Source organism: Agarilytica rhodophyticola, from assembly GCF_002157225.2.
In the GTDB taxonomy this organism is placed as follows: Bacteria; Pseudomonadota; Gammaproteobacteria; order Pseudomonadales; family Cellvibrionaceae; genus Agarilytica; species Agarilytica rhodophyticola.
The window spans coordinates 5,896,074-5,922,081 of record NZ_CP020038.1; the positions used below are offsets into that span (position 1 = coordinate 5,896,074).

The window sequence follows — 26,008 nt, forward strand, 5'->3', positions numbered from 1 at the left end:
TAGGATTGTAAACTCCCACAACCAATACCAACATGTTCAAACAGCGCTTAACTAGGTTAGATACATCTTTATCTCTAGGGGCTATTTCTTTAGAGGTTTATTGACTTGCAGATATATGGTCAAACCATGAAATTGCAAGCGCTGATCTCGGCAAAGTTATCGGCGTCTATACGCCATCCTCAGTGTCCAGCCTCAATTTGGTTGCAAACACACTATGTTAATTCATATGGCCTTTGCTATATAATGCGCGATTATTTTTTAGGCACAAAATTCACACATGAGCGAACAGACTAAGCAACACAGCGGCAGTAATGCAAAAAAACTATTTATTCAGACCCATGGCTGCCAGATGAATGAATATGACTCGTCCAGGATGCGGGATTTATTGGGCGAATCACACGATATGGTCGCTACTGAGAACCCTGAAGAAGCCGACGTATTGTTAGTAAATACATGCTCGATTCGTGAAAAAGCTCAAGAAAAACTCTTTCATCAGCTCGGCCGCTGGAAACATCTGAAAGAGAAGAACCCAAATCTCGTGATTGGTGTAGGTGGTTGTGTGGCGAGCCAAGAGGGAGATGCTATTGCCAAGAGAGCTCCTTTCGTGGACTTAATTTTTGGCCCCCAAACATTACACCGACTGCCTGAAATGATAGAAACGCCACGGGATAATGGCGCAGTTGTCGTGGATATTAGCTTTCCTGAAATAGAAAAGTTCGATCGATTACCAGAGCCCGAGGCAGATGGTGTTAGTGCTTTTGTATCGATTATGGAGGGCTGCTCAAAATATTGTACATTCTGTGTCGTACCCTATACTCGCGGAGAGGAAGTTAGCCGTCCCGTAAATGACGTGCTGAGGGAAATTGAACATCTAGCAGCACAAAATGTGAGAGAAATAAATTTACTCGGGCAAAACGTTAATGCGTATCGAGGGGAAGGCTCTGAAGGAATTGTCGATCTCGCCGAGCTGATCACTCTGGTCGCGGCTGTCGATGGCATTGACCGCATTCGCTTTACAACTTCACACCCAGTGGAGTTCTCTGATAGCTTGATCCAAGTCTATGGTGAAGTGCCTGAGTTAGTCAGCCATATTCACCTGCCAGTGCAGAGTGGCTCAGATCGTATTCTTATGGCCATGAAGCGAGGTCATACGGCTTTGGAATATAAGTCTAAGATCCGTCGCCTGCGAGCTATTCGACCAGATATCAGTATCTCGTCAGATTTTATTGTCGGTTTCCCTGGCGAGAGCGATGCCGACTTCGAGGCGACAATGAACCTCATTCGGGATATTGACTTTGATATGTCATTTAGCTTCATTTATAGTCAACGACCTGGAACACCAGCTTCTGACCTGGCTGACTCAACGCCAGATAGCGTCAAAAAAGAACGCCTATCGTTATTACAACAGCGCATTAATCAACAATCTCAATCCATTGCTCGCAAAATGGTAGGCAACACTGAGCGGGTATTAGTGACCGGTTACAGTAAGAAGGACCCAGGACAACTATCCGGCCGCACTGAAAACAACCGCGTCGTCAACTTTCGCTGCGATCAAGCAGAATTGATTGGCAAATTTGCAGACATTCTTATTGAGGAAGCACTTCCTAACTCTCTACGGGGCGTTTTGTTGGGCTCGGAACTGGACGAGGCTCTCTAGGTCAAACGAGGGCTTATATAAATTAACTCAAAGCTACTTTTCCATATAGCGGGAATAATGTAGGCTGTGAGATAACTCAAGTAACAGAGGTTTAGACCCCAACTTTGGATAACCAAGCTCAGGAGCTCGCCCTAACGCTCGAACCTAATGATGCACGTCGTTTAGCATTGCTCTGCGGCCAATTCGACAATCATATAAAACTCATTGAGCAGAGGCTGAATGTTGAAATCCGCCGTCGAGGTAATCATTTCTCCTGCCTGGGTAATAAGAAACAAGCTAATATAGCGAATCAAGTTCTCACCCGGCTTTATCAAGATACAGCATCTTCTGACCTCACCGTAGATGAAGTCCATTTAGTTCTTCAGGAGACAGGCATGGAACAAAAAGCAGCCAACGATATCGATAATGCTATTGCACAAGCCAGTATTATCAAAACCAAAAAAGCATCGATTAAACCTCGTGGTCAAAACCAACAACGCTACGTGGCTGCAGTGCGCAATAACGATATTAATTTTGGTATTGGTCCTGCTGGAACAGGTAAAACCTATTTAGCGGTTGCCTGTGCAGTAGAAGCATTGATCCAAGACCAAGTAGAGCGTATTTTGCTTGTTCGCCCTGCGGTTGAAGCGGGAGAAAAGTTAGGGTTTCTACCTGGTGATTTAGCTCAGAAAGTCGACCCTTATCTGCGCCCACTTTACGACGCTCTATATGAAATGGTCGGCTTTGAAACTGTGGAAAAATTTATCGAGCGCAATATCATTGAAGTAGCTCCGCTCGCTTATATGCGTGGGCGAACGCTCAATAACTCTTTCGTTATCTTAGATGAAAGTCAGAACACAACTCGGGAGCAAATGAAAATGTTCCTAACGCGTATCGGTTTTGGCTCAACAGCGGTAATCACCGGTGACCCATCGCAAATAGACCTTCCAAGTGGACAAAAATCAGGCCTTAAACACGCCCAAGAAGTTCTGGAAGGTGTCGACGGCATTAGCTTCTGCATATTTGGCGCTAAAGATGTTGTTAGACACCCCATAGTACAGCGTATCGTCGAAGCTTATGAAAAGTCAGAAGCTAAAAACTAGATACATCTAATGCTAAATGTCGATTTAGAAAACGCCAGTGCCATTGAAATTCCACCGTTGGAAGACTTCAAGCGGTGGGTTTTAGCAGCTCTCAACGCGGCTGGTGTAAGTGTGGATAAAGAGATTAGCATTCGCGTAATTGATGCCGACGAAAGCCGCAGCCTTAACCACCAATACCGTAATAAAGACAAATCAACCAATGTTCTCTCGTTTCCCTGCGAATTACCCGAAGGTGTCGATATACCTTTGTTAGGTGATCTTGCTATATGTGCAGAAGTAGTCATTGATGAAGCTAGAGAACAGGATAAGACTGTACGTAGTCACTGGGCACATATGGTCGTTCACGGTACCCTACATTTACTCGGCTATGATCATATCGATGATGCCGAAGCAGAAGAAATGGAAACTCTGGAAACACAGATACTTATGGCTATGGGACACCCATCGCCCTATGAATCTCAGAGTTCATCACCACATCATTAGAATTATTGCTATGGAGCTAATGTAACGTCATGTCTGAAGAACCTCCGAGTAGAAACGAGGATGTCAAAGCAAGTACCTCATGGTTCGAGCGTATCCTGTCAGGTTTCACCTCTGAACCAAAATCTCGTGAAGAGCTACTAGAAATAATAAAACGCTCCGCGAGCAATAAAGTCGTCGATCAAGAAGCCCTAAGTATCATTGAGGGTGCACTCGATGTCGCCAACCAGCAAGTGCGAGAAATTATGATTCCTCGTTCTCAAATGGTGGTTATTAAAGAAGACGAAAGCCCCGAAGAGTTTTTGCCCAAAGTTATTGAATCTGCGCACTCTCGCTTCCCAGTTATCGGGGAAACCATCGATGACGTCAAAGGGATTTTGTTGGCAAAAGATTTACTACCTCTGATCCTAAATGGATTAGAAAATTTTAATTTCGATAAAATTCTGCGAACAGCGAACATTATTCCCGAGAGTAAAAGGCTTAACGTGTTACTCAAAGAGTTTCGCGAAAATCGTTATCATATGGCAATCGTTATCGATGAGTATGGTGGTATTTCTGGCTTGGTGACGATTGAAGATATCCTTGAGGAGATAGTCGGCGAAATTGAGGATGAAACAGACGAAGATGAAGGCGAAGATTTTATTCGTCAGGTTTCAAATAGTGACTATATTCTCAAAGCACTCACACCTATCGAAGACTTCAATGCCTATTTCAGAGTTAAGATGAATAACGGCGACTTTGATACAGTGGGAGGTTTAGTTATGAGGGCCTTTGGTCATATGCCTACACGTAACGAATCTGTAGATATTAGTAATTTTACATTTCGAGTGCTCTATTCTGATAATCGAAAGATACACCTGCTACGTGTTTCTCATAACGCTCCCAAGAAGTAAGTAAAGGACAAAAACAAATAGATGGCAGTTGTTAGCAAGGAGGCATCGATCTGTCTTTATCAGGATATGCGATCAAAGGCCCATGAAACATCTAATTAACTTAAACTCTGGATGGCGAGCAAATGTGCTCGCACTATTAACTGGAGCACTTGTTCCTCTATCTTTAGCACCATATAAACTGTGGCCAATTGGACTGTTGACTCCACTAGTACTGCTTCTTTTACTGCAAGGTTCAAATATCAAGCAAGGCTTTTTTAGAAGCTTTTTATTTGGCTTGGGAATGTTTGGCGCAGGCGCTTCATGGGTTTATGTGGCAATTCATGATTTTGCGCAAACGCCACCACTTCTTGCTGGTATCATGACTGCAATGTTTGTCAGCGCTCTAGCTTTAGTTTTTGCCTTACCTTTTATAATTTACTGCCGTTTTATTAAAGAAAACACAACCGGCCGTATTATTGGCTTTAGCAGTATATGGGTCTTAGGTGAATGGAGCCGTAGCTGGTTTCTCACAGGCTTCCCATGGCTCTATATCGGGTATGCCCATGTAGACACTTGGCTGGCTGGTTGGGCTCCAGTTTTAGGTGTTTTTAGCCTAAGTTTCTTTGCCATATTATCCAGTACCCTGTTGTATTCCATTTTTATTTCGAGAAGTAAGAAAGCGCTATTAACTTACACTTCCCTACTGCTATTCATCTGGTCGACAGGTCTCTATTTGTCCCACCGCTCCTGGCAAACCGAGCCAAAAGATAGCCATCCTGACTCAACGATTTCCGTGGCAATTATTCAACCAAATATTCCCTTAGAACTAAAATGGAACCCAATCTATCGCAGCGACATCTTGTCTATTTTACGTGAACAGACCTCTGAGCACCTGGATAAAGACTTAATACTATGGCCTGAAGCAGCGGTTCCTATTATGTATCACGAAGCCGAAGAATTTTTAGGTGAAATGGATGAATTGGCGAATAATTCCGGCACAGGCATCATTACTGGGATACTCTATGATGATCCGCAGCCAGGTATTTACTATAACAGCATTATCGGCATTGGTAATGCAGGCGGTATTTATTTTAAGCAGCGTTTAGTCCCTTTTGGAGAATATGTACCATTAGAAAAATGGCTGCGCGGCTTAATTAATTTTTTTGATTTGCCCAATTCTATTATTTACCCTGGGCCAAAACAGCAGGATATTCTCAACTATGGCCAATACAATATTGCTCCCTCCATCTGTTATGAAATCGTATATCCAGATCTGGTTGCAAGGCTAGCAAAACATGCACACTTATTAGTTACAATCAGTAACGATGCATGGTTTGGAGATTCCATAGGCCCAATGCAGCATTTTCAAATGGCACAAATGCGAGCACTAGAAAATCAGCGTTATGTCATACGTGCAACTAATACCGGCGTGAGCGGTATAATAAATCCAAAGGGACAAATAAGTTTACTTGGAGAACAGTTTGTTCGCGAAGTCAATACTTATGACGATGTGAAATTGATCAATACTATCACGCCTTTTGCTCGATGGGGTTCACTACCAATAGTTGGCTTGTGTCTAATAATTTTAGTATTTAGCATTGCCAGCCGAGGAATGAATCAAGTTAGAAAAGCGCTAGCATGATTTGTTAGGCTTTTGGTTATTTTTAATATTTTTACAAGAACGCACATGAAACGACTGTTAATTATCACTCTCTGCCTATTTTGCCTAAGCGGATGCTCTACCAAGCTCGCCTATAATTTCTTGGGTGTTGTATTTAAATGGCAAATTGGTAAATATGTTTCATTAGATTCAAAGCAAAAAAAGTATCTCTCTGAGAATTTTAAAGAGTTTCACCAGTGGCATCGTCAAACTCAACTACCTATTTATGCTGAGTATATCGATACTTTAATAACTCATTTAACAACGGAAAAAATTGATGGGCAATGGATACATGGAGAAACAGATAAACTCCAGATTTTTATTGACGCCTCAGTTAAGCGTTTAAAACCTACACTTGCTACGCTTATGAGTACTCTATCAGATGAACAAGTAGAGGAAGTGCTCGATAACCTTGCTAAAGAGCGAAAGAAATATAAGAAAAAATATGTCGATATTTCTGAAAAAAAACAACGGCGTAAGCGAAGAGAAGAATTGGTGGACTACATATCACCATTCTTTGGCTCATTTACCGAGCAGCAAAAGCAATGGCTTGAAGAATGGTTAGATCAACTACAAACCCATGAGCCACTTACATTAAAGCAGCAAGAACTATGGGCAAAGAAAGTTGAAGATGCAATGATGCATCGCAATAATATCGAGCTAATTAATAGTAAGTTGGATGGTATTATTATCTATCGTACCGATGACTGGGCACCAGAACTACAAAGAATTCTAGACCATAACCAAGAAGCTACGTACAGTTTGCTTGCAAAGCTTGTCAATAATCAAACAGAAAAACAAAAGAAAAAGATGTTGAGCAAGTTAAAAAATTACCAAAAAGACTTTATTAGCCTACACGAAGACTAGCATGTGCTTACTCAGAGCCTGTTGCCCCTAGCACAGTTGCGACTCGCTCCTGAAGGCGCGGGACAATAGACTCTTCAAACCAAGGGTTCTTTTTAAGCCAAATATTATTACGCGGGCTCGGATGGGGTAGTAATAGAGTATGGGGCCAATCCTGTTGCCAAAGCTTAACATTATCCGTTAAGTTTCCGCTTCTGCCAGGTAAGTGATAAGCGAAAGCGTACTGCCCAATGACCAAGGTTAATTCGATATTTTTCAGCTCTTCCAAAACCTTAGCTCGCCAAGTTTGAGCGCATTCTTTTCTGGGTGGCAAATCTCCTGACTTGCCACGCCCCGGATAACAAAAGCCCATAGGCACGATGGCTAATTTATTGGCATCATAAAATAAATCTCGTGAAACGCCCATCCACTTGCGTAAGCGATCCCCACTTGGATCATTAAACGGAATACCAGTCTCATGCACACGCGTTCCCGGCGCCTGAGCTGCCACTAAGATTTTTGCACTGTGGCCAATCTGCAAGACTGGGCGAGGGCCTAACGGCAAATCTTTCTCACATAAAGTGCAGCCGCGAATATCTTGTAAAAGCACATCAATATTCATAAAAATAAGCACCTATGCGATTTTATTCCAGTTTGCGAATATTAGTGTCTAATGAATAGTAGGATAACTACGTAGGGGGTCAAATATTTCTTCAAGACCGTTTACTTTAACCTCCAAACATAAAGCCAATAGCAACCCCAACTCTCCTTCAGGGAAACCTCTCTGAGACATCCACAGCAAGTAGTCTTCTGGAATATCGATTAACACTCTCCCCTGATATTTACCAAAAGGCATCTTCATGTTTGCTGCACGAATTAAGTGCTTTTTTTCTAAATTCATAGCGCAATATTATTCCTATCGGGATAAGAGGTTTCCGGCTGGCTGAACGATCGCATCATTTTATATTAGTGATATATCGACTCACAAGAAACAGCCTAAAATATTAAGTCTTTTAAAAGCGCTAAATAACCATTTAGAATATATTACAGCGACATTTTAATTTAACACGCGAATAATAGTTCATATCGATTAGCTACCATAGTGGTTAAATCTAAAACCCTCACCTATAATAAAAATTGTGCGCTTTTACTAAGCATCTAAACGCTCAAATCGATTGAAAAATAGTTTATATTTAACAATCCTGCTATTTACCCTTGCACAAAACTGTTTTCTATTAAAAACTGTATCTAGTGCCGATCAACAGGCTCTAGGAAATACGTAAGGATAAACTTTTGATACGTTATAATTGGAACAATCCTGATTTTCTCCATATACATTTCGCTGGAAATGTATCAGGTGAGGACCTAGTGTCTTGTGCATTAGAAATTTCGGGCGATGAGCGCTTCGACTATACACATTTCGTGTTAGGAGACTGGAGTCAGTATCGTCATGCTAATGTTAGCCAAGAAAATGTCCGTAGATTAGTTGCCGTAATGAAAGCAGTTTGCCAAATAACCCCAAATGTTAAGAACGCCACTGTGATTCGTCCAGATAACACGGGTAATGCTTTGTTCGCCTTGTACAAAATGTTGGCTGATGAACTTCCTTGGCAAATTGAAATTTTTCATTCACTAGAAGAAGCATACGATTGGTTTGGTATTTCAGTCCCGTGCGATTTAAGCTGTTAGTATCTTTTAGTAATAGCGCAAAAACGAATCAGAATTCATCTCATTAACAAAGGGTTAGATCTAAGAGCCTTTTGACATTAACTTAAGATACATGCATCACCACATTACGTAATGTTTCTCCTCTGCGATGTTCCCACAAATAGATGCCTTGCCAAGTCCCGAGGGCAAGTGCACCATCAATGATTGGAATACCTAAGCTAGTAGCTGTAAGAGCAGCTTTAATGTGTGCAGGCATGTCATCATCTCCTTCTAAAGTGTGGGTATAAAGAGGATCTCGTTCAGGCACGAGGCGATTAAGCCAATTTTCTAGATCGTGCTGAGCACTAGGATCATAATTCTCCTGAACCAATAAGCTGGCGGAAGTATGCTGAACAAAAAGCGTACAAAGACCTTCGTTTACGCCACTTTGTTGAACAAGGTTCTTAACATCATCGGTAAAAGCATGGAGCCCTTGGCCTTTAACCGCAAGTTTAAGTGTGAATATCATAAAGCTCATCTAAATGTATTTTTGGTCATGATACTGTGGTCAAATGTATAGAAACAAGCACTTTTTAAGAGGAAAATACGCTATCGAATGATAATTTCTATAGGCCCATCTTCATCTTGCGCGGTTAGTCGAATAATATACGGAAAAGTTTTTTTTGTAGTTCTCGGACTTATATTAAGATCACCAGTATTTATGGAAAAATTGGCGATCCAAATATGAGTCGCGTATTTTTTTCTTTCCTCCTGATCTTCAGTTAAGCGAAAATGACGAGTTCGATATGTCTTGCCATTTAAATAAACATCTTCCCAACCTAGATCCACCACTGTTTGATAAGTAATCTCTAGTTCTTCTGAATCATAAACTCTAATTTTTAGCTGTCTATTATTATTAAATGTTTCTTGCAAAAACATAGGAAGGTAAGTCAACGTTGTATCAAATTCTTTAACATAAAACTTGCCGCCCTCGCTTTTTTCTGTTCTACCTGAAAATATACTATTGGAAAAATTGATCATACTATCAGCATCAAAAGCTACATCACTAGTAATCAGATTATTTAGTTTACCCATCACTCTAAGCTCACTGCTTGTTATTTTTTCGAGCTTACGGTATGAGACTTGGTAATAATCGTTATCTAGATATGTTGTAAAGTTATAGACTTTTTTCCCGTCTAGTATATTATTTTTAGAACTCAATAACTTACCTCTTAAATCGTAAGTCTCGACAAAGCTCGAATTTATATTAATCTTCCCCCACCACCCAGAAGTTTTTATTTCACTTGCTTCTGCAATGATATAGCCGCTTTCTCTAGGGATAATTCTATGAGTTATACCACCAACTTCTTTACTTTTAGATAAAATACGATACTTAATAAGATAGCCTGAGTCTTTATTGCTAGCCTCAGCAATAGAGATCAGAAAAAAAGTTACAAAAAAAAATACTATAATAGAGAAAAATTTTTTTTGCATAACTGGCATATACTGCTTACTTCTTAGCATTATCATACATCCCAAAGAATAGTCTATTTTATAATTAAAAGTCATAACTAAAGCCCGTTGCAAAAATAATACTTTCTTCGTCATAAAAGTTAATGTTACTCACAGTATTATATGTGCCCACAAAGACTTCGAATGATGTACTATCCCAGTTAAATGGTTCTTTATAACTAAAGCCTAAAGATAGGTTATAGTTATCGTCTTCTCTCTTACTCTCAAATATCGGATGAATGTAATCAAATTTAGCACTATTAATATCTCCTGACATGTAAAAATCTAAGCCCTCGAAAGTATATACAAGTCCAAGATCAATACTGATGGAACTAAATTTATTTGTATTTCCTGCTGCATCCGATTGGAAGTAGCTTACTCCCCCTTCAATGTATAAACCTTCAGCTAACGAATGAGTTAGCGAAGCTCTTAGCGTACCAAATGTCGTATCACGACGTAGAGAGCTTATTTGTTTATTATTTAATGGACGCTGGTTAATTCTAGAGTGGAAAGATTGGCCAGCATGATCATTTTCAACTTTTTGTTCTCCAAGTGAAGCACTGATGGATATGGGAGACCCCATAATATAGTCCGAACCTAACGAAAAAACATTTAAACTCGCATCTGTTTTTTCCAATACACTACCGGTTTTATATGGATCTTGCCATACTTGATATAAGCCAGGAATATTTGGAGCAATAGACATCCACATTATCGAATCATTTGAAAATGTATGATAGAAACTCAGAGCTACGAGGCTCTGAGTTTCTATCAGGCTATTACTGGTAACGCCAGTATCAAAGACTCCAAGAGAAACATGGCTAGTATTTGAGATACTATAATTTATTCGAAGAGTAGGATACATTGTAGCAAAGTCATAATCTGAAGGCTCGTCACTTAAAGAATCTATTATTTGATCTCCCTCTTCATTTATACTATTTAAAAAAGACTTTCCTTCTCCTGCTAGGATATAAGTACCTGTAGTACCACTCCAACCTTCTTTTCCGTCTTCACCTAGGATTAATTTAGGAGATTGAGCATTGGCAAGATTTGAAAAAAAACCGATAAAAATAGTGCTTATTCTAATTAGTGTTAGCTTATCAATATGCATTACAATACCTTATTATATTTACAATTAAAGACTTAATATTTTTTATAAATATTTTAAGGCAAAGGGTATTAAGACAGTCTTAACTAGATTATTTCTTAATTGATAAAAATTCCCGTAACACAAGAACTCGCCATATCCATTCAACTGGCCCCATGTGAAAATACTGTAGCCATAGAGCACTGGTTATTATTTGAATTAACCAAACAAATGGAACAATCAAGAGAATTTGCAACCGATCCAATTTTGCGAAAAGCCCCAATCCATAACCATAAAAAACAAATCCACAAATTAAGCTCTGTAGTAGATAATTACTTAGAGCTGTGCGACCGATACATTGTATGGCATAGTTTAACCAAGATGGTAAATACTGAACAAACAACATAAAGGCTAGAATATAGCCGCCCCCTAGCAAGGCGCTACCAATATAATTAAACTGGGTACCGAAAAGAGTAGAATAAAATGCTTGCCATTGGTGCGTATGGTTTTGCTGTACCCCAAAAATGACAATAGTTATGCCTATAGAAATTAATATAAAGCCTCCTAAGGCAATATATTTTTTCAGTACATGCCCTTCAAAAAGCCCTATCTTGTATATAACCATTCCCCACAACATTAATGCACTTACACGCCAGAAACTATAAAGTATAAATAGCCATGTTTGCATTTCAAATGCAGCATTAATACGATATAAAAACAAACCAAACCATGGGCCATTTATTGTAAATATTATCTCCTGCAACTCTTGCTGTGAAATTACCCAGTCTTTTTGTAGCTCAGAGTGTATCACCACTTCGGGAATAGAAAAGCCAATGAATAGACTAAGTATGACAGGAATGAAAAACAGAAAAACACCTAAAAAAATTAAGAATTTTACTGACTTATTTCCAAACCAAACAACAAAAATGGCGCATAGTGCGTAGCTAACTAAAATATCTCCTTCCCACACAAGATAAGCATGTATCAAACCAATAAACAATAAGACAAGATTACGCCTTAATAAAAAATATAGTGAACTAACATCTTTACCACTAACTTTAATCGTTTTATTATTATGCGACTTCATCATTAACGCCATACTTACACCAAACAACAGAGAAAATATAGTCATAAATTTCTGATCGAAAAAAATATGTGTCAGCATATAGGTGATGCCATTCACACTAAATAAGTCTGAGCCGTCGTTTCCCCAGGCAAATGGATTGAAATATGCTTGATACGGCATTGCAAAGGATTGGATATTCATAATGAGTATACCCAACAGAGCAAAGCCACGTAAGCCATCTAGTAGCTCAATGCGCTGCGTATGTACACTGGTTTTTTTATTACTTATATCGGCGTTGTTTTTGGATAAAGAAGCCATCCTTTCATTACTCTTAAGTTGTATAAATATGAAGACAACTGTAATAGAAAGGGCATTAAGATAGAGTTAATATCTTAGAAAGCTAGAACCTAACAATAACACTTACTGAGCTAATATTTTTCTGGAATTTAAATTTCCAGGATAATTTTTGACAAATTCGCTTAACTAATTCCAAGCCAATTCCGAAACTCTGCACTAAAGGTTGTTTTTCCATATTTTCAGCTATATCTGCATAAGGATTACATATGTGTAGTTCATGTTGAGACAGAGTAATTTCTATATCACCATCAGTGCTATATTGGAACGCATTTCTTAACACATTAGAAAATACAATAACAAGAAGTTCCTCTTCAAGATACAGTGAGTCTATTATTTTATTTAGTTTAATATTAATTTTTCGACCGTGTAATAAATAGCGATTATCATCAATTATTCGATGAATAAGAGATTCAACCTCTATCGTACTTTTATTGATGGGCCGATCAGACTCTCTTGCCAACCAAAGTAGTGCCGAGGAGAGTTGACGTACATTATTACACGCCTTCAAAGCACGCTTTACCGACTTATTATTCCCTTCACTCTGTAACTCTAACGTGTCTAGACTGGCTTGAATTATTCCTAGGGGAGTGCGCAATTCATGGCTCGCATAACGCAAGAACTCTCTTTCTCGCTGATTATAACTTGCAATTTTATCTACACCTTCACGCAATTGCAGCGCTAGTTGATTTAACTCTTCGATAGCAAAATCTTCTTTTAATGGAAGATCTGGATTTTTCCCCAAATCAGCAGCCCAGCGATTAAGCAAAGCCAAGGGTTCACTGGTACGTTGGATTAGCCAGCGAATTAACAAAAATAAAAGCGTAAATATGATAAAGGTAGACCAAAACGACTGTTGTAACGTGGCGGAAAAAAGACGCGCGGTAATCAACTCAATTTCTTCAGCGTCATGCCGACTCAATAAAAATAAGTCGCCAAACGTCTCATCAAAATGATGCAAAAGGTAGAAGTACTCCAGTGTACCATCTTCACTTATACGACTAGCCTCAAGTAATTGTCCACTATTAGAAGGTGCATTCTTGTTGCTTTCTTCATTAAATAGATGTCGTATCACGATGGGAATATCAGACCAACGGCGATAAGCGCCTTGTGTGTCTGTGCGAGGCAGAGGCAAGTCTGGAGATATTAATGATTTTTTAACAATGGACTCAGCTTCTAACTGTACGAGATTTCGAGTGGTACTTTCGATGGCGTGAAAAGAAAAAATAACGAGCAACATCAAGCTTGCAAAAAACAAAGCGCAGCCCAACAGCATAAGCTGCCAACGTACTTGCTGAGATATACTTTTAATTTGTGTTGTTTTAGGCTTCATCTCTCAATACCAAACCGACACCAACTAGAGTGTGAATTAACGACTTTTTATAAGGTTTGTCGACGGCTTTACGCAATTGATGCAGTTGAACATTGAAATTACTGGTATCCACATCACCGTCAGGCCAAAGATAATCCTCAAGTTCAACCCTGGACACTACATTGGGACTTCTAGCTGCTAGAAATGCCAGAATTTTCCATCCCGTGGGGGTAAGTTTTAATTCATCGCCAGCACGACAGGCACGATGCTCTTTTAGATAAAGTGTTAAATCACCCACTGAAATACTTTCTTTAATCGGATTATTGCGCCGATAAAGCGCCTGCAAACGTGCCCACAATAGAGGCATCGCACATGGTTTTACGACATAATCATCAACACCCGCATGAAAACCTTCGAGCTGTTCGGTATCTGTATCACAAGCGGTCAACATAAGAATAGGAGTATGACAGCCCTCAGCTCGTAACTGTTGGCAGACGCCAAAGCCATTTATCTTAGGGAGCATCAAATCAAGCACGATCACGTCAAAGTTAACTTCTCTGGCAAGGCTCAACCCCATTGCACCATGATAAGCGAAATCACACTGAGCCCCTTTAAGCTCTAGAAAATCAGCCATAGCTGCTGCTAATTCAGCATCATCATCAATAATCAATACGCGCATAGTCACCGTTGTTGTAAACACCCATAAAACTAATGTTATCGTCATTGTTGATTATAGCGATATCGACATTAAGATAATATTTATGAGTTATGCAGCTTGGATTGATTGTTATTGAGACTAATATACGCTAAGGGGTTTATAGGTTGTTGTATGTGTAGGGGACAATTGTATTTGCAGGTATACTCTTACTATATTTTTCTAACGCCCATTATCCATATAACAACAATTGAATCGTGAAACCAAGCTCTGCTGAATTACCCATCCATAGCGTTTTAGCTGATATCAAAGATACATTAAGACAGCGCCATGAACTGATACTCCAGGCTGCCCCAGGGGCGGGTAAGACAACAGTTGTCCCTTTAGCTTTACTTGATGAACCATGGCTAAAAGGGCAGCAAATTATTATGTTGCAGCCCCGCCGCGTAGCCGCGCGAGCGACGGCGGAGCGTATGGCCCAACTCTTAGGAGAAGCACCAGGAAAACGTGTGGGCTATCAGATACGGCAAGAAACACAAGTAAGTGGCGACACCAGGATTATAGTGATGACAGAAGGTGTTCTAACCCGTCGAATACAAGCAGATCCCTCCCTTAGTGGTGTCGGCCTTTTAATATTTGATGAATTTCATGAACGTAACCTTGATGCGGACTTAGCACTAACACTCTGTCGTGAGGGTCGCTCGATTTTCCGCGAACAAACTCAGCCACTTAAACTATTGATCATGTCCGCCACTCTAGATGGAATGGATATTTCTTCTTTTCTAGATAAGGCCCCCGTGATTGCCAGTAAAGGGAAAAACTACCCTGTAGAATTTCTGTACAGCTCAAAAGTTGTTAACACCGGCAACCTCATCGAAAGCATTAGCGACACAATATACCGAAGTACCCAGGAACATGAGGGAAATATATTAGTATTTTTACCTGGTGTAAGAGAAATCAATGCAGTCAGCGATTATATAAGCACTAAACTTCCAGCAAATATAGATATTTTCCCTTTGCATGGAGGCTTGAACACACAGGAACAAAGAAAAGCGATAATGCCTCCCACTGTTACAAAGGACGGGAGGATCAAACGCAAGATAGTACTAGCCACAGATATCGCTGAAACTAGCTTAACAATTGAAGGGGTTCATATTGTCGTCGACTCAGGCTATGCTCGGTCACCTATTTATGATCCTAACACCGGCCTAACTCGCTTGCGAACTCACCGCATCTCTCAAGCATCAAGTATACAAAGAGCCGGTAGAGCAGGACGTTTAGGCCCAGGAGTATGTTATCGGCTATGGCCACAAAGCCAACAGCACACACTCTCAGAGCAACGCTCGCCAGAGATTTTGCAAACAGATTTAAGTGCTCTGGCATTGCAATTACTGCAATGGGGTGTGCACCACCCAGATGAAATAGAATGGCTTACGCCTCCCCCAGAAGGTACATTTCAACAAGCAATTTCCTTGTTAGCGTCTTTAGGTGCCTTACAGGGTACGTCAGCCCTAGATGAGAGTCATACATTGCAGCTAAGTGAACACGGCAAAGCGATGGCAATTCTACCTGTACACCCACGTCTGGCACATATGTTGTTGACTGCAGCTAAACATGATCTGTTAAAGCTAGGTTGCGATATCGCTGCGTTACTCTCTGAGCGAGATACTCTGTCTGGAGTAGGTGCCGATTTAGCAATACGAATAGACATGATAAACGATATTGGCCAATGCCCTAATAGCCATAAATTGTGGTTAACAAGAATAAGGAAACAGAGTAAACAGTTTCAGTCGCTCTTAAAAAGTATCACGATAAAGAGACCAATAAATGAAACACCGGAGACAGGAACAGACCTAGGCTTTTTATTGGGATCTGCCTTTCCTGATCGTATTGCTAGACGTCAAGAGCAATCGGGTAGCTACAAGTTGAGTAATGGACGCTCTGCAAAGCTGTTTACTAGTGATTCTCTGAACAGTGTTCCCTGGTTAGTTGCTGTGGATTTAGGAGGCAGAAGAGAACAAAAAGAAGATACTATATTTTTAGCGGCAAAGATTGAAAAAAATCTATTTAACAGCCACCTCAAGCACGTCACTAAGACTGAGGATGTTGCCAAGTGGGATACTAAGCTGGGACGCTTCATAGCACAGACAGAGACGCGTATCGGCAGTTTAATATTACGTTCGCAATCATTAACAAATATTGAACCTGAGCAAATCGTCAATGCATTAATACAATTTATTCGCCAGAATGGATTAGATACACTCTCATGGGCGAAGCGAGACAGACAATGGCAAGCGCGAATACAATTGTTACGTGTTCACGATACAAGTCATAATTGGCCCGACGTTTCTAACCAGCAATTGCTGCATTCTTTAGACGTGTGGCTACGGCCCTTTTTGTCAGGCATCAGCTCTCTCGATGAACTGCGTCGCTTAGAACTGAGCCCGATACTCACAACCATGATGGACTGGACTTTACAACAACAAATGGATAAGTTAGTACCGCAGACAATTACAGCACCCTCAGGCTCGCATATCCCGATAGACTACTTGCAGTCGCCACCCGTATTGTCAGTAAAATTGCAAGAGATGTTTGGTTGTATGCAAACGCCAGCAATCATCAATTCAAAAGTTCCGTTAATGGTGCATTTATTGTCACCTGCAAGGAGACCTGTTCAAGTAACACAAGATTTAGCCGGTTTTTGGCAAAACACGTATCAACAAGTAAAAAAGGAACTCAAAGGGCGCTATCCTAAACACCCGTGGCCAGATGACCCACTCAATGCAAAGGCTACACGCTTTACTAAAAAACATATTTAAAAACTAGCATCAGAATTACCCAGCACTTTCCAAGCAACTATAACCTTTTATTCAAGTCTTAATTATGTACGCTTTTTTCGAAAGATTAATACAGCCTTTTCCTGATAAAAAGGTCACTAGACCACCGACAACTCTCTATGCCTTTTGCCGTTATTATGTTCGCGGTAGCGAGCCTTATATTATATTGATGGCAATATTAACCTGCACTATTGCCTTGATTGAAGTATCGCTATTTGGCTTTTTAGGGCAACTAGTCGACCTTCTTTCAAGCAACACGCCAGAACAATTGTTCGAGAAGTCCGGCAATAAACTATTGCTGATGGGCTTTATGGTGCTAGTAGGATTACCCTTGGTAGTGCTATTTCAGTCAACCATAATTCATCAGTCTATTCTCGGTAATTTTCCCATGGCCGTGCGCTGGTTAGCACATCGTTACTTGCTTGACCAAAGCGTTGGATTTTACCAAAACGAATTCGCAGGACGCTTGGCGACTAAAGTTATGCAGACCGCTTTAGCGGTTCGAGAGTCAGTGATGAAGTTACTCGATGTAGGGCTTTATGTTGCTGTATATTTTACTGGTATCGTCGTTTTAGTCGCGGTACTTGATTGGCGATTGGTCGTCCCTTTTATATTCTGGTTTGCAAGCTACACCTTGCTATTGCGTTATTTCCTCCCCCGCTTAAAAACCACCTCGTCCATTCAGGCCGATGCGCGCTCAAATATGACTGGACGGCTAGTGGATACCTATACCAATATCACTACTGTAAAGTTATTTTCTCATTCCTTTCGAGAATCCACATATGCCCGTGAAGGTATGGAAGAATTTTTAGGTACAGTGCACCCCCAAATGCGTTTGGCCACATCTCTTAGCGTTGCAGTTTGGTTCGCTAACTGTCTGTTAGCATTTTCAGTGTCAGCACTTTCTATTTGGCTGTGGACACAAAACACTATCAGCACGGGTTCGATAGCTGCTGCTATAGGACTAATACTGCGCTTATTTGGAATGTCACAGTGGATTATGTGGGAAGTGTCTGCACTGTTTGAGAATATTGGCACCGTGCAAGATGGAATGAATACCCTAACAGTAAGCCGTCAAGTGCAAGATAAACCCAATGCCCCCCAACTAAAAATAGATCACTCTCAAGGCATAAAATTTCATGATATTCGCTTCTATTATGGCACTAAAGAGAAAGTCATTGATAACTTTTCCTTACATATTAGACCAGGTGAAAAAATTGGCTTGGTGGGCCGCTCCGGTGCAGGAAAATCGACACTGGTAAATCTTCTTTTACGTTTTTATGACGTCGAAGGAGGAAGTATTAGTGTAGATGGACAGAATATTGCCGATGTTACACAGCAAAGTTTACGCTCACATATTGGTATGGTGACTCAGGACACATCATTACTACACCGTTCTATTAGAGATAATCTCCTTTATGGAAAGCCAGATGCAAGTGAAGAAGATATGATTGAAGCAGCCAAAAAAGCACAAGCCCATGACTTTATTATGGGCTTGGTCGATGCTCAAAATCGTAGAGGATATGATGCTCACGCAGGAGAAAGAGGTGTAAAACTGTCGGGGGGACAACGACAGCGCATCGCCATTGCCAGAGTTCTATTAAAAGATGCACCGATACTTATTCTTGATGAGGCAACTTCAGCGCTAGACTCAGAAGTAGAACAGGCAATACAAGGCAATCTTAATAGCCTTATGGAAAACAAAACAGTGATTGCTATTGCGCATCGCTTATCAACTATTGCAGCACTTGATAGGTTAGTAGTTATCGATAATGGAAAAATTGTAGAGCAGGGATCACACCGAGAACTTATTGCACGCTCAGGTATCTATGCACAATTATGGTCTCATCAATCAGGAGGTTTTTTGGGGGAATCATAAATACTTATGGAATAAGCCTATAAAAAATAGGTATTAGACCCTGTTATCAGAGTCTAATACCTATTTATTCACTAGTGTCATTGGTGAATCCCCATCCCGGTAACAAATGCGCTTTCGCTATCATATAATTACATCGCCTGAGTATTCTATTTACATTACTTTACTGGTCTGCCTCAGTAAAAGATCATCAAAATAAAGCAAAAAGTTACGAAACTTTGTGTTTATATATGCATTTACTACGTAATATTACAGGTACATTTAGACCAAAAAGCTATTCCGGTCTCAAAACAGACAAATAATGTAACAACTTGCCTTGAATAGTCTATTATTCAAGGAGATATGTTTAGATTGCTCCAAACCTTTTAAAAAATTTGACATATCCGCACAAAAAAGTACATTTACTTAACATATTCACTTCGTGGTTTTAACCGACTATGCCAATAACATACAATCACGCTTTACCAAGGAGTTCTTGATATGAATAATGTGAGCCCATTGCGACCAGTCTCATCTCAGGAAGATACAAATTCGAGCTACCTGATGGATCGAGATCCGGCTGAGCTTTTTCAGAAGTATATGGAAAAGGCAAAAATTCCCGAATATCAGGGTTTGCGTCAAAATGTTATCAATACATTGATAAACCGCATTGGCAATGCTCCACTATCCATCTCAGAAGTAGCAAAAGATCTTAATTTATCTAAGCGAACATTACAGCGTCATTTAAAAGAACAGGGCTCCAGCTTCTCAGAACTACGTGACCAAGTTCGTAAGCATTATGCTGTCGACTATTTACTGCGACAAAACCGACGTGTAGATGATATTTACACAGCTTTAGACTTCTCGGATAGAACCAGCCTTACCAACGCTTTTCGACGCTGGATGGGATTAGCACCGAGCACATTTAGGAAACTTTTTCGCGACTACGTATAAGCTTTTGACCTGGATCAATACAGCTCCTATACAAGACAACCGTCACATGTTGCAATTGCAAATCAAAATCCGAGTGTAGTCGAATTCATTCGACTACACTTCATTTTTCAGACCTACTACATTTGTACTCTTTAATACTTTTATGCTCGCTATTAATGTAATGGCGGAAGTTAGACAGTGTTTCAACTCACTTTGTATTTTTATACTAACTTCTAGCATTACATCTGCTATTGTAAGAACTTTTTATTTTTCGAGTACGGTATTACTTCTCTAATAAAATGTCTTCATTGTGAACCTATCGTCAGCCGAATTTATTCCATAAAAAGATATAAGCATTGTAGAATTACCTGGAAGTGAAGTGTTAAAACAAAACTTATAACAATAACAATGTCTTGGCTGGGGCCTGTTACTAGTCCCTAAATAATTATTTTTAATGGTGGCGTCTTAAAATTCTTTTCATAAAACATTAATAGGCGCCATTTGTTAAATAAAAGCCAAAAAATATTAAATGGTGTGTGTCAGTAATACTTTTCATAAGAAGGTGGTTACAAATTTTGACAAATACTAGGGGCTGTTAACACTTATAATCTCTCAATAAAAAATAGAGGATAAATACATGCCTGCCAATACGGTTTTAGTCGTCGACGATTCCCCAAGAGATTTACAAAGCCTTAAAAATATTGTGGAAGATGCTGGCTATCAAGTATATACCGCATCAAATGGAGGCGAAGCTATAGAAAAAGCTAAGGCTTTTCAGCCTGACATTATTTTAATGGATGGCGCCGATGGTTTTGAGACATGTAGAAAAATAACTAACGATAATATTACCAATAATATTCCTGTATATTTTGTTACCAGTAAAAATCAGAAAGCTGATCGAGTTTGGGGAGAATTACAGGGAGGAAAAGGTTTGATATCAAAACCCTATACCCCAGATCAAATATTAGAAACAATTTCGTCTATTTAATTATGGGCAGACGGCATAAATTTAATGACAACAAAAATTAATTAACGCCAAAATATTTATTTATAAGGAACTTTTTAAATTCAAACCAGCATAAGATGCCTTTAAAAAAAAAGCCCTCTTATAATAAAAGGGCTTTTGTTGTCTACTACTTGCTAACAGTCTTTAAGATATAAATCTTTTATTTAGCGTTACGCGCTCGTTTTCTCGCATTCTCAGTTAATAGCTTTTTACGAATCCGAATTGAATCAGGTGTCACTTCAACTAACTCATCATCTTCAATAAATTCCAATGCTTGTTCAAGAGTATGTTTGATCGGTGGCGACAATGTTAGAGCTTCATCCACTCCAGCGGCACGAATATTTGTCAATTGTTTTGCCTTGGTTGGGTTAACAACCAAATCATTTGCTCGTGAGTGGATACCGACCACCTGCCCTTCATATACATCAATACCATGACCTAAAAACAGACGGCCACGATCTTGCAAACTGAACAAAGCATAGGCAAGAGTTTTACCTTTAACCATTGACACCAAAACGCCATTTTGTCTTTTTGCGACATCGCCTTCTTTAACCGGGCCATAGTGGTCAAAGATACTGGTCATAATACCGGAGCCTGAAGTTAAGGTTAAAAATAAACCTCTAAAGCCAATGAGTCCTCGAGAAGGAATGATAAACTCTAGTTTAACGCGCCCTTTGCCATCAGGTTCCATATTGCGCAGCTCCCCTTTACGCAAACCGATCTCCTCCATAATCGGCCCTTGATGGCTATCTTCAATATCAATAATGACCATTTCATAAGGTTCTTGGATTTCTCCATCCACTTCTCGTTGGATAACTTCAGGGCGAGAAACTCCCAATTCAAAACCTTCCCGACGCATACTTTCAATGAGAACCGAGAGATGCAGTTCACCACGACCTGAAACAATGAATTTATCGGCACTATCACCAGGCTGAACTCGCAGCGCCACATTGTGGATCAATTCTTGTTCAAGGCGTTCTTTAATATTTCTTGAAGTAACGTACTTACCTTCTAAACCTGCAAATGGTGAATCATTGACCTGGAAAGTCATACTAACGGTTGGCTCGTCTACGGTTAGCGCAGGCATCGACTCAACATTATCGGGATCACAGAGAGTGTCGGAGATTCCCAATTTATCAATACCTGTAATACAGACAATATCACCAGCGGTTGCCTGATCTGTATCGATGCGCTCAAGACCATGATAGCCCATCACCTGCAGCACCTTGGCCTTTCGCGTTTTACCTTCAATATCGACCACAACCACTTGTTGATTAGGAGACAAGCGCCCTGCAGTAATACGTCCCACTCCTATAACACCAACATAGCTATTGTAGTCCAGAGCCGATATTTGCATTTTGAAGGGCTGTTCCACATCTACCTCTGGCGGCTGCACCTGATCGACAATCATTTCAAACAGAGGCGTCATATCTTCTGCCAAAGCGTCGGGCTCCAATCCTGCAACACCGTTCAAAGCAGATGCGTAAATGACGGGAAAATCAAGTTGTTCTTCAGTTGCGCCAAGGCGATCGAACAAATCAAATACTTGGTCTACAACCCAGTCTGGACGAGCACCAGGACGGTCAACTTTGTTGACTACAACAATGGGGTTAAGACCTTTTTCAAAAGCTTTACTGGTAACAAAGCGCGTTTGTGGCATTGGACCGTCGACAGCGTCTACCAGCAGGCACACACTATCTACCATAGATAATACACGCTCTACTTCACCGCCAAAGTCGGCGTGTCCGGGTGTGTCGACAATGTTGATACGGTAATCATTCCATTTTATCGCCGTATTTTTTGCCAAAATAGTAATGCCGCGTTCTTTCTCCTGATCATTGGAATCCATGATGCGTTCAGCACCTTCATCCTTGCGATCCAAAGTTCCAGACTGGCTCAATAGTTTATCGACCAAGGTAGTTTTACCATGGTCTACGTGTGCAATTATCGCAATATTGCGAAGTTTCTCTATCACTTCTGGGAAGCCTCGTAAATAGGTAGGTTTACAATCAAGCTAGGGCCTTTTAACCCTATCGGCCAATATGGACGAGTATTGATCAAAAGGCGCGCATTATATATTGCTCTTTAGTTAAGCGTTAGTATGTATCGCGTTTTATCTTGTAAGTTTTACCAAAAAAAAGTGACAAAAATGCGTTTTTTAGACATGTTCGATCATAAATACCAATATGTAGGATCACAGATGACGCTTTATTTGCTAAGATCCTGTATATAACAAAAAACACATTATGGGAGATTGAAAATGCGATTCCTGACTCTGGCCTCGCTGATATTATTAGCAAATTCTGCCGCAGCAGAATCGATCTTTGAAAAGCTCGATAGATTTTATGTAGGGGGCGGTGTCAGTTTTATTGATGCAAACACATCTGATGCATCTGGCAACGATCTTAACTTTACCACTTTGGACTTGGTCGGTGGCTACAAGTATAACGGCTTCTTAGGAGTAGATGCCCGTATCGGCCTAGGTATCTCTGACGAGACATCAACGATTGCTGGTAATGAAATAGAAACCAGTACAGATTACTACGCTTCCATCTATTGGCGCCCGGAAACAGTGAATGACAGGGCTAAAATTTATGGTTTGTTTGGCTTTTCTACCATCTCTGTCAGTGTAGACAGTGCCGCAGGAGATAACTCAAATAGTGAGTCAGGCCTTTCCTACGGAGGCGGCGTTGGTTTTGTTATTGAAGAAAGCTGGAACTTAAATTTTGAGTATCGCATGATTCTCGATGACGACGATAATGAGTTTTCTACCGTATCAGCCAATGTGGATTATCGCTTTTAATTAATATTGTGCTAATACTCCTCAGTGTTATCAGCCCAGTCATAGTACTGGGCTAATCTGTCAGAGGCTATTTCTTAGGCATACCAAACATATTTGTTCCATCATCCTTTTCTTTGCCTCTCTCCTCATCACTTTTGAAAACATCATACTTACGAATATCACCATTTTTTGCTCGAACAAAGCAGTTAACATAATGCAATTTGGGTATTTTTTCCCGTTTATTCATTAAATCCATCTTAAGGAAAACTTTATAAACATATTGTTTTTCATCGAATCTACTTGAGTGATTATCTGTAACCAAGTTGCGGATTCTATCGCCATAGCTTTTCGTTGTCCTATCTCGGCAAGTGACAACGGCATCGGTAAAGGTAATGTTCTGATGACCACTGGCAGAGCCTTCAGAAGAGCCCGTTGCATATTTATTAATAAGCACCGTGGCAAAAACAGACAACACAATCACAGTAAGCGCAATACAAATAACAATAATATTTTGCTTCGTTTTTGCTTGCCCCATTAAAAGGCTCCTCAAGAACTATTCTGGCCGAAACACAAACACATTGGGGTAACCAGATTCTTTTAAATGAGATGCGTGTAATTCGCTCATTACACCCTTATCGCAATATAAATAGTAGTCTTTGCTTTTATCCAACTCTTCAAACTTAGTATTAAGCCTGTAAAAGGGTATAGACAAAACCTCATTATCTGGTTGACCAAAAGGTTTTATTTCTTGCTCATCCGGATGACGAATATCAATGACTATCGCTTGTGCGGGTAAATCGGCCGTCTTTTCAACTGTAGCGACCTCCACACAATCATCCATAACACTATCGATCGACTGAACTTTACAGCTCTCAATAGCCTGCTGAAGTATGGCAAAGTCAAAGGATGCTTCATCTTCCAATAACTTCGATATATTAACTTTAGCTGAAGGTTTGACCGAAATCACACCGCAGTATTCTGGTATGTTAGCGGAGAAATCTTCTACCCCGATATCACGCGCTTGTTGGATAATCTCCGGCTTGGCCGATGCAATCAATGGCCGTAAAACCAACATATCAGTAACACGATCAATGATAGATAAATTGGGAATAGTTTGGCTGGATACTTGAGAGATAGCCTCACCAGTTACAATTGCCTCGATGTTACCTTTGTGCGCCACTTTCTCAGCTGCACGAAACATCATGCGTTTTAGTACAACCCCCATATTCGAGGGGTTTATTTTGTCCAGTATTTCGCTGACCACGCCCTCGAAAGGTACTGTAATGAATTTTACACGATGACTAGCGCCATATTTACTCCACAAGAAATAAGCAATTTCCTTAACGCCAACCTCATGGGCACGCCCACCTAAATTGAAAAAACAAAAATGTGTTCGCATGCCGCGGTTTATCATTTGAAAGCTAGCTACGGTGGAGTCAAATCCTCCTGATACCAATGACATGACAGGCTCTTGTGTTCCTAGAGGAAAACCTCCCATACCGGGATATTTACCTGCCGCGACGAAGAACACATCGTCTTTGACTTCAATATGTATAGTGACATCAGGCTTTTTTAAACGCACACCGGCAGTGGCAATATTCTGATTAAGGCCTCCACCGACATAGCGCTCCAAATCTCCGGAGCTAAAAGAATGTTCGCCATTGCGTTTTACCCTGACACAGAAGGTTTTAGCCACCAACTCCTCCTTCCATAGAGGCAAGGTCTTTTCATAGACATCATGCATATCTTTAAGAGGATAGGGTTTTACTTCCAGGAAATTAGTAATACCAGGTATTCGTCCCAAAAGATCGATAAAAGCAGCTCTGGTATTGGCACAGTTTGAAGGCACACGCACCGTCAGCCTATCCCAGTCCTGCACAACGCTTGTGCGCTCGTGAACTTTTCTACCTAAAGTACGGATATTCTGAGCCAACAGCTTTGTCCAACGTTTACGCACTGGTGCACTTTTTACTGTTATCTCAGAAAATAACCGAACGCTAAAAATTAAACAATCATGGCTTTTAGGGAGTGTTTGCATCTAATCAACTACTAATTACGTAATAATTAACTCTTTATGAACTCTTAGTGAACCACTGGTCGACTGCAACCACAATGAATCGCCTTATTTTAATGCATAAAAATATTTAAGCACCAAAAAAGTGCACCTCATGGCTTGTCACTTGTAAATATATTGACCTAACCTCTGATTAGACGTGGCCTGAAACTATTTTTATATTATGGCACATAATTTGCGGTTTCCTAAAGCTTGAATCTTGCGTCTCAGATTTATTGCATTACTATGGCAACTGCCCAACTGAGGCGAGAGACTAACATTCGAACCGCATTAATAATATATCTATGGCTGGGG

The 26,008-nt window shown here is 40.3% G+C and carries 23 protein-coding genes; 12 read left to right on the forward strand and 11 right to left on the reverse strand.

What is annotated here, in order from left to right; translation table 11 throughout:
- The first annotated feature begins 277 nt into the window (after positions 1–277).
- From miaB to BVC89_RS24400, 6 genes are all read left to right on the forward strand, one after another.
- Positions 278–1,657, forward strand: coding sequence for a tRNA (N6-isopentenyl adenosine(37)-C2)-methylthiotransferase MiaB (gene miaB, locus BVC89_RS24375; RefSeq protein WP_086933708.1), 1,380 nt, complete (start codon positions 278–280; stop codon positions 1,655–1,657).
- A 104-nt stretch (positions 1,658–1,761) separates the two neighbouring features.
- Positions 1,762–2,739 carry a PhoH family protein gene (locus BVC89_RS24380; RefSeq protein ID WP_086933709.1) on the forward strand — a complete coding sequence of 326 codons (978 nt, stop codon included), beginning with the start codon at positions 1,762–1,764 and terminating at the stop codon, positions 2,737–2,739.
- Between the two features lie 9 nt (positions 2,740–2,748).
- Positions 2,749–3,222, forward strand: a complete 474-nt coding sequence (gene ybeY, locus BVC89_RS24385) for an rRNA maturation RNase YbeY (RefSeq protein ID WP_086933710.1) — start codon at positions 2,749–2,751, stop codon at positions 3,220–3,222.
- 29 nt (positions 3,223–3,251) lie between these two features.
- Positions 3,252–4,112, forward strand: a complete 861-nt coding sequence (locus BVC89_RS24390; RefSeq protein ID WP_173780741.1) for a CorC family transporter — start codon at positions 3,252–3,254, stop codon at positions 4,110–4,112.
- Positions 4,113–4,194: 82 nt separating this feature from the next.
- The gene (lnt, locus tag BVC89_RS24395; RefSeq protein ID WP_086933711.1) at positions 4,195–5,733 is read left to right on the forward strand and encodes an apolipoprotein N-acyltransferase; all 1,539 of its coding nucleotides are present in this window, start codon (positions 4,195–4,197) and stop codon (positions 5,731–5,733) included.
- Positions 5,734–5,778: 45 nt separating this feature from the next.
- Complete coding sequence (locus BVC89_RS24400) at positions 5,779–6,618, forward strand: DUF6279 family lipoprotein (RefSeq protein WP_158658104.1); 840 nt, start codon at positions 5,779–5,781, stop codon at positions 6,616–6,618.
- A gap of 7 nt (positions 6,619–6,625) precedes the next feature.
- Here the strand turns inward: BVC89_RS24400 and BVC89_RS24405 are convergent, their stop codons facing one another.
- Complete coding sequence (locus BVC89_RS24405; protein WP_086933713.1) at positions 6,626–7,216, reverse strand: uracil-DNA glycosylase family protein; 591 nt, start codon at positions 7,214–7,216, stop codon at positions 6,626–6,628.
- Positions 7,217–7,264: 48 nt separating this feature from the next.
- Positions 7,265–7,495: a DUF3820 family protein gene (locus BVC89_RS24410; RefSeq protein ID WP_086933714.1), complete on the reverse strand. Its 231-nt coding sequence runs from the start codon at positions 7,493–7,495 to the stop codon at positions 7,265–7,267.
- Between the two features lie 392 nt (positions 7,496–7,887).
- Between BVC89_RS24410 and BVC89_RS24415 the strand changes: the two genes are divergently transcribed.
- Entirely contained in the window at positions 7,888–8,283 is a 396-nt protein-coding gene (locus tag BVC89_RS24415) for a hypothetical protein (RefSeq protein WP_086933715.1), read from the forward strand.
- Positions 8,284–8,365: 82 nt separating this feature from the next.
- Here the strand turns inward: BVC89_RS24415 and BVC89_RS24420 are convergent, their stop codons facing one another.
- The 6 genes from BVC89_RS24420 to BVC89_RS24445 all read right to left on the reverse strand — a co-directional run bounded on the left by BVC89_RS24420 (position 8,366) and on the right by BVC89_RS24445 (position 14,296).
- Positions 8,366–8,770, reverse strand: a complete 405-nt coding sequence (locus tag BVC89_RS24420; RefSeq protein WP_086933716.1) for a secondary thiamine-phosphate synthase enzyme YjbQ — start codon at positions 8,768–8,770, stop codon at positions 8,366–8,368.
- Between the two features lie 80 nt (positions 8,771–8,850).
- Positions 8,851–9,849, reverse strand: coding sequence for a hypothetical protein (locus BVC89_RS24425; protein WP_158658105.1), 999 nt, complete (start codon positions 9,847–9,849; stop codon positions 8,851–8,853).
- A complete protein-coding gene (locus tag BVC89_RS24430) occupies positions 9,800–10,864 on the reverse strand; it encodes a DUF2860 family protein (protein ID WP_086933718.1) in 1,065 nt (354 codons plus the stop codon). The genes BVC89_RS24425 and BVC89_RS24430 overlap by 50 nt, the downstream gene beginning before the upstream one ends.
- 88 nt (positions 10,865–10,952) lie before the next feature.
- Positions 10,953–12,107, reverse strand: a complete 1,155-nt coding sequence (locus BVC89_RS24435; protein WP_158658106.1) for a DUF418 domain-containing protein — start codon at positions 12,105–12,107, stop codon at positions 10,953–10,955.
- A gap of 199 nt (positions 12,108–12,306) precedes the next feature.
- Entirely contained in the window at positions 12,307–13,593 is a 1,287-nt protein-coding gene (locus tag BVC89_RS24440) for a sensor histidine kinase (protein ID WP_086933720.1), read from the reverse strand.
- Positions 13,583–14,296 (reverse strand): response regulator transcription factor, encoded by a 714-nt coding sequence (locus BVC89_RS24445; RefSeq protein ID WP_216825041.1) that lies wholly within the window; start codon positions 14,294–14,296, stop codon positions 13,583–13,585. The genes BVC89_RS24440 and BVC89_RS24445 overlap by 11 nt, the downstream gene beginning before the upstream one ends.
- Positions 14,297–14,484: 188 nt before the next feature.
- Here BVC89_RS24445 and hrpB point away from each other — a divergent pair, with 188 nt between their 5' ends.
- From hrpB to BVC89_RS24465, 4 genes are all read left to right on the forward strand, one after another.
- Positions 14,485–17,046 carry an ATP-dependent helicase HrpB gene (hrpB, locus tag BVC89_RS24450; RefSeq protein WP_086933722.1) on the forward strand — a complete coding sequence of 854 codons (2,562 nt, stop codon included), beginning with the start codon at positions 14,485–14,487 and terminating at the stop codon, positions 17,044–17,046.
- A 64-nt stretch (positions 17,047–17,110) separates the two neighbouring features.
- Positions 17,111–18,943 (forward strand): ABC transporter ATP-binding protein, encoded by a 1,833-nt coding sequence (locus BVC89_RS24455; protein ID WP_086933723.1) that lies wholly within the window; start codon positions 17,111–17,113, stop codon positions 18,941–18,943.
- Between the two features lie 477 nt (positions 18,944–19,420).
- Complete coding sequence (locus BVC89_RS24460) at positions 19,421–19,873, forward strand: helix-turn-helix domain-containing protein (RefSeq protein ID WP_086933724.1); 453 nt, start codon at positions 19,421–19,423, stop codon at positions 19,871–19,873.
- Between the two features lie 616 nt (positions 19,874–20,489).
- Complete coding sequence (locus BVC89_RS24465) at positions 20,490–20,840, forward strand: response regulator (protein ID WP_086933725.1); 351 nt, start codon at positions 20,490–20,492, stop codon at positions 20,838–20,840.
- A gap of 178 nt (positions 20,841–21,018) precedes the next feature.
- On the opposite strand, the gene typA is transcribed toward BVC89_RS24465, so the two are convergent.
- Positions 21,019–22,833, reverse strand: a complete 1,815-nt coding sequence (gene typA / locus BVC89_RS24470) for a translational GTPase TypA (protein WP_086933726.1) — start codon at positions 22,831–22,833, stop codon at positions 21,019–21,021.
- A 285-nt stretch (positions 22,834–23,118) separates the two neighbouring features.
- On the opposite strand from typA, the gene BVC89_RS24475 reads away from it, so the two are divergent.
- Entirely contained in the window at positions 23,119–23,661 is a 543-nt protein-coding gene (locus tag BVC89_RS24475) for a porin family protein (protein WP_086933727.1), read from the forward strand.
- 67 nt (positions 23,662–23,728) lie between these two features.
- Here BVC89_RS24475 and BVC89_RS24480 read toward each other — a convergent pair whose 3' ends face one another.
- The gene (locus BVC89_RS24480; RefSeq protein WP_086933728.1) at positions 23,729–24,175 is read right to left on the reverse strand and encodes a hypothetical protein; all 447 of its coding nucleotides are present in this window, start codon (positions 24,173–24,175) and stop codon (positions 23,729–23,731) included.
- A gap of 18 nt (positions 24,176–24,193) precedes the next feature.
- Positions 24,194–25,678 (reverse strand): tRNA uracil 4-sulfurtransferase ThiI, encoded by a 1,485-nt coding sequence (gene thiI / locus BVC89_RS24485; RefSeq protein ID WP_086933729.1) that lies wholly within the window; start codon positions 25,676–25,678, stop codon positions 24,194–24,196.
- Positions 25,679–26,008: the final 330 nt, after the last annotated feature.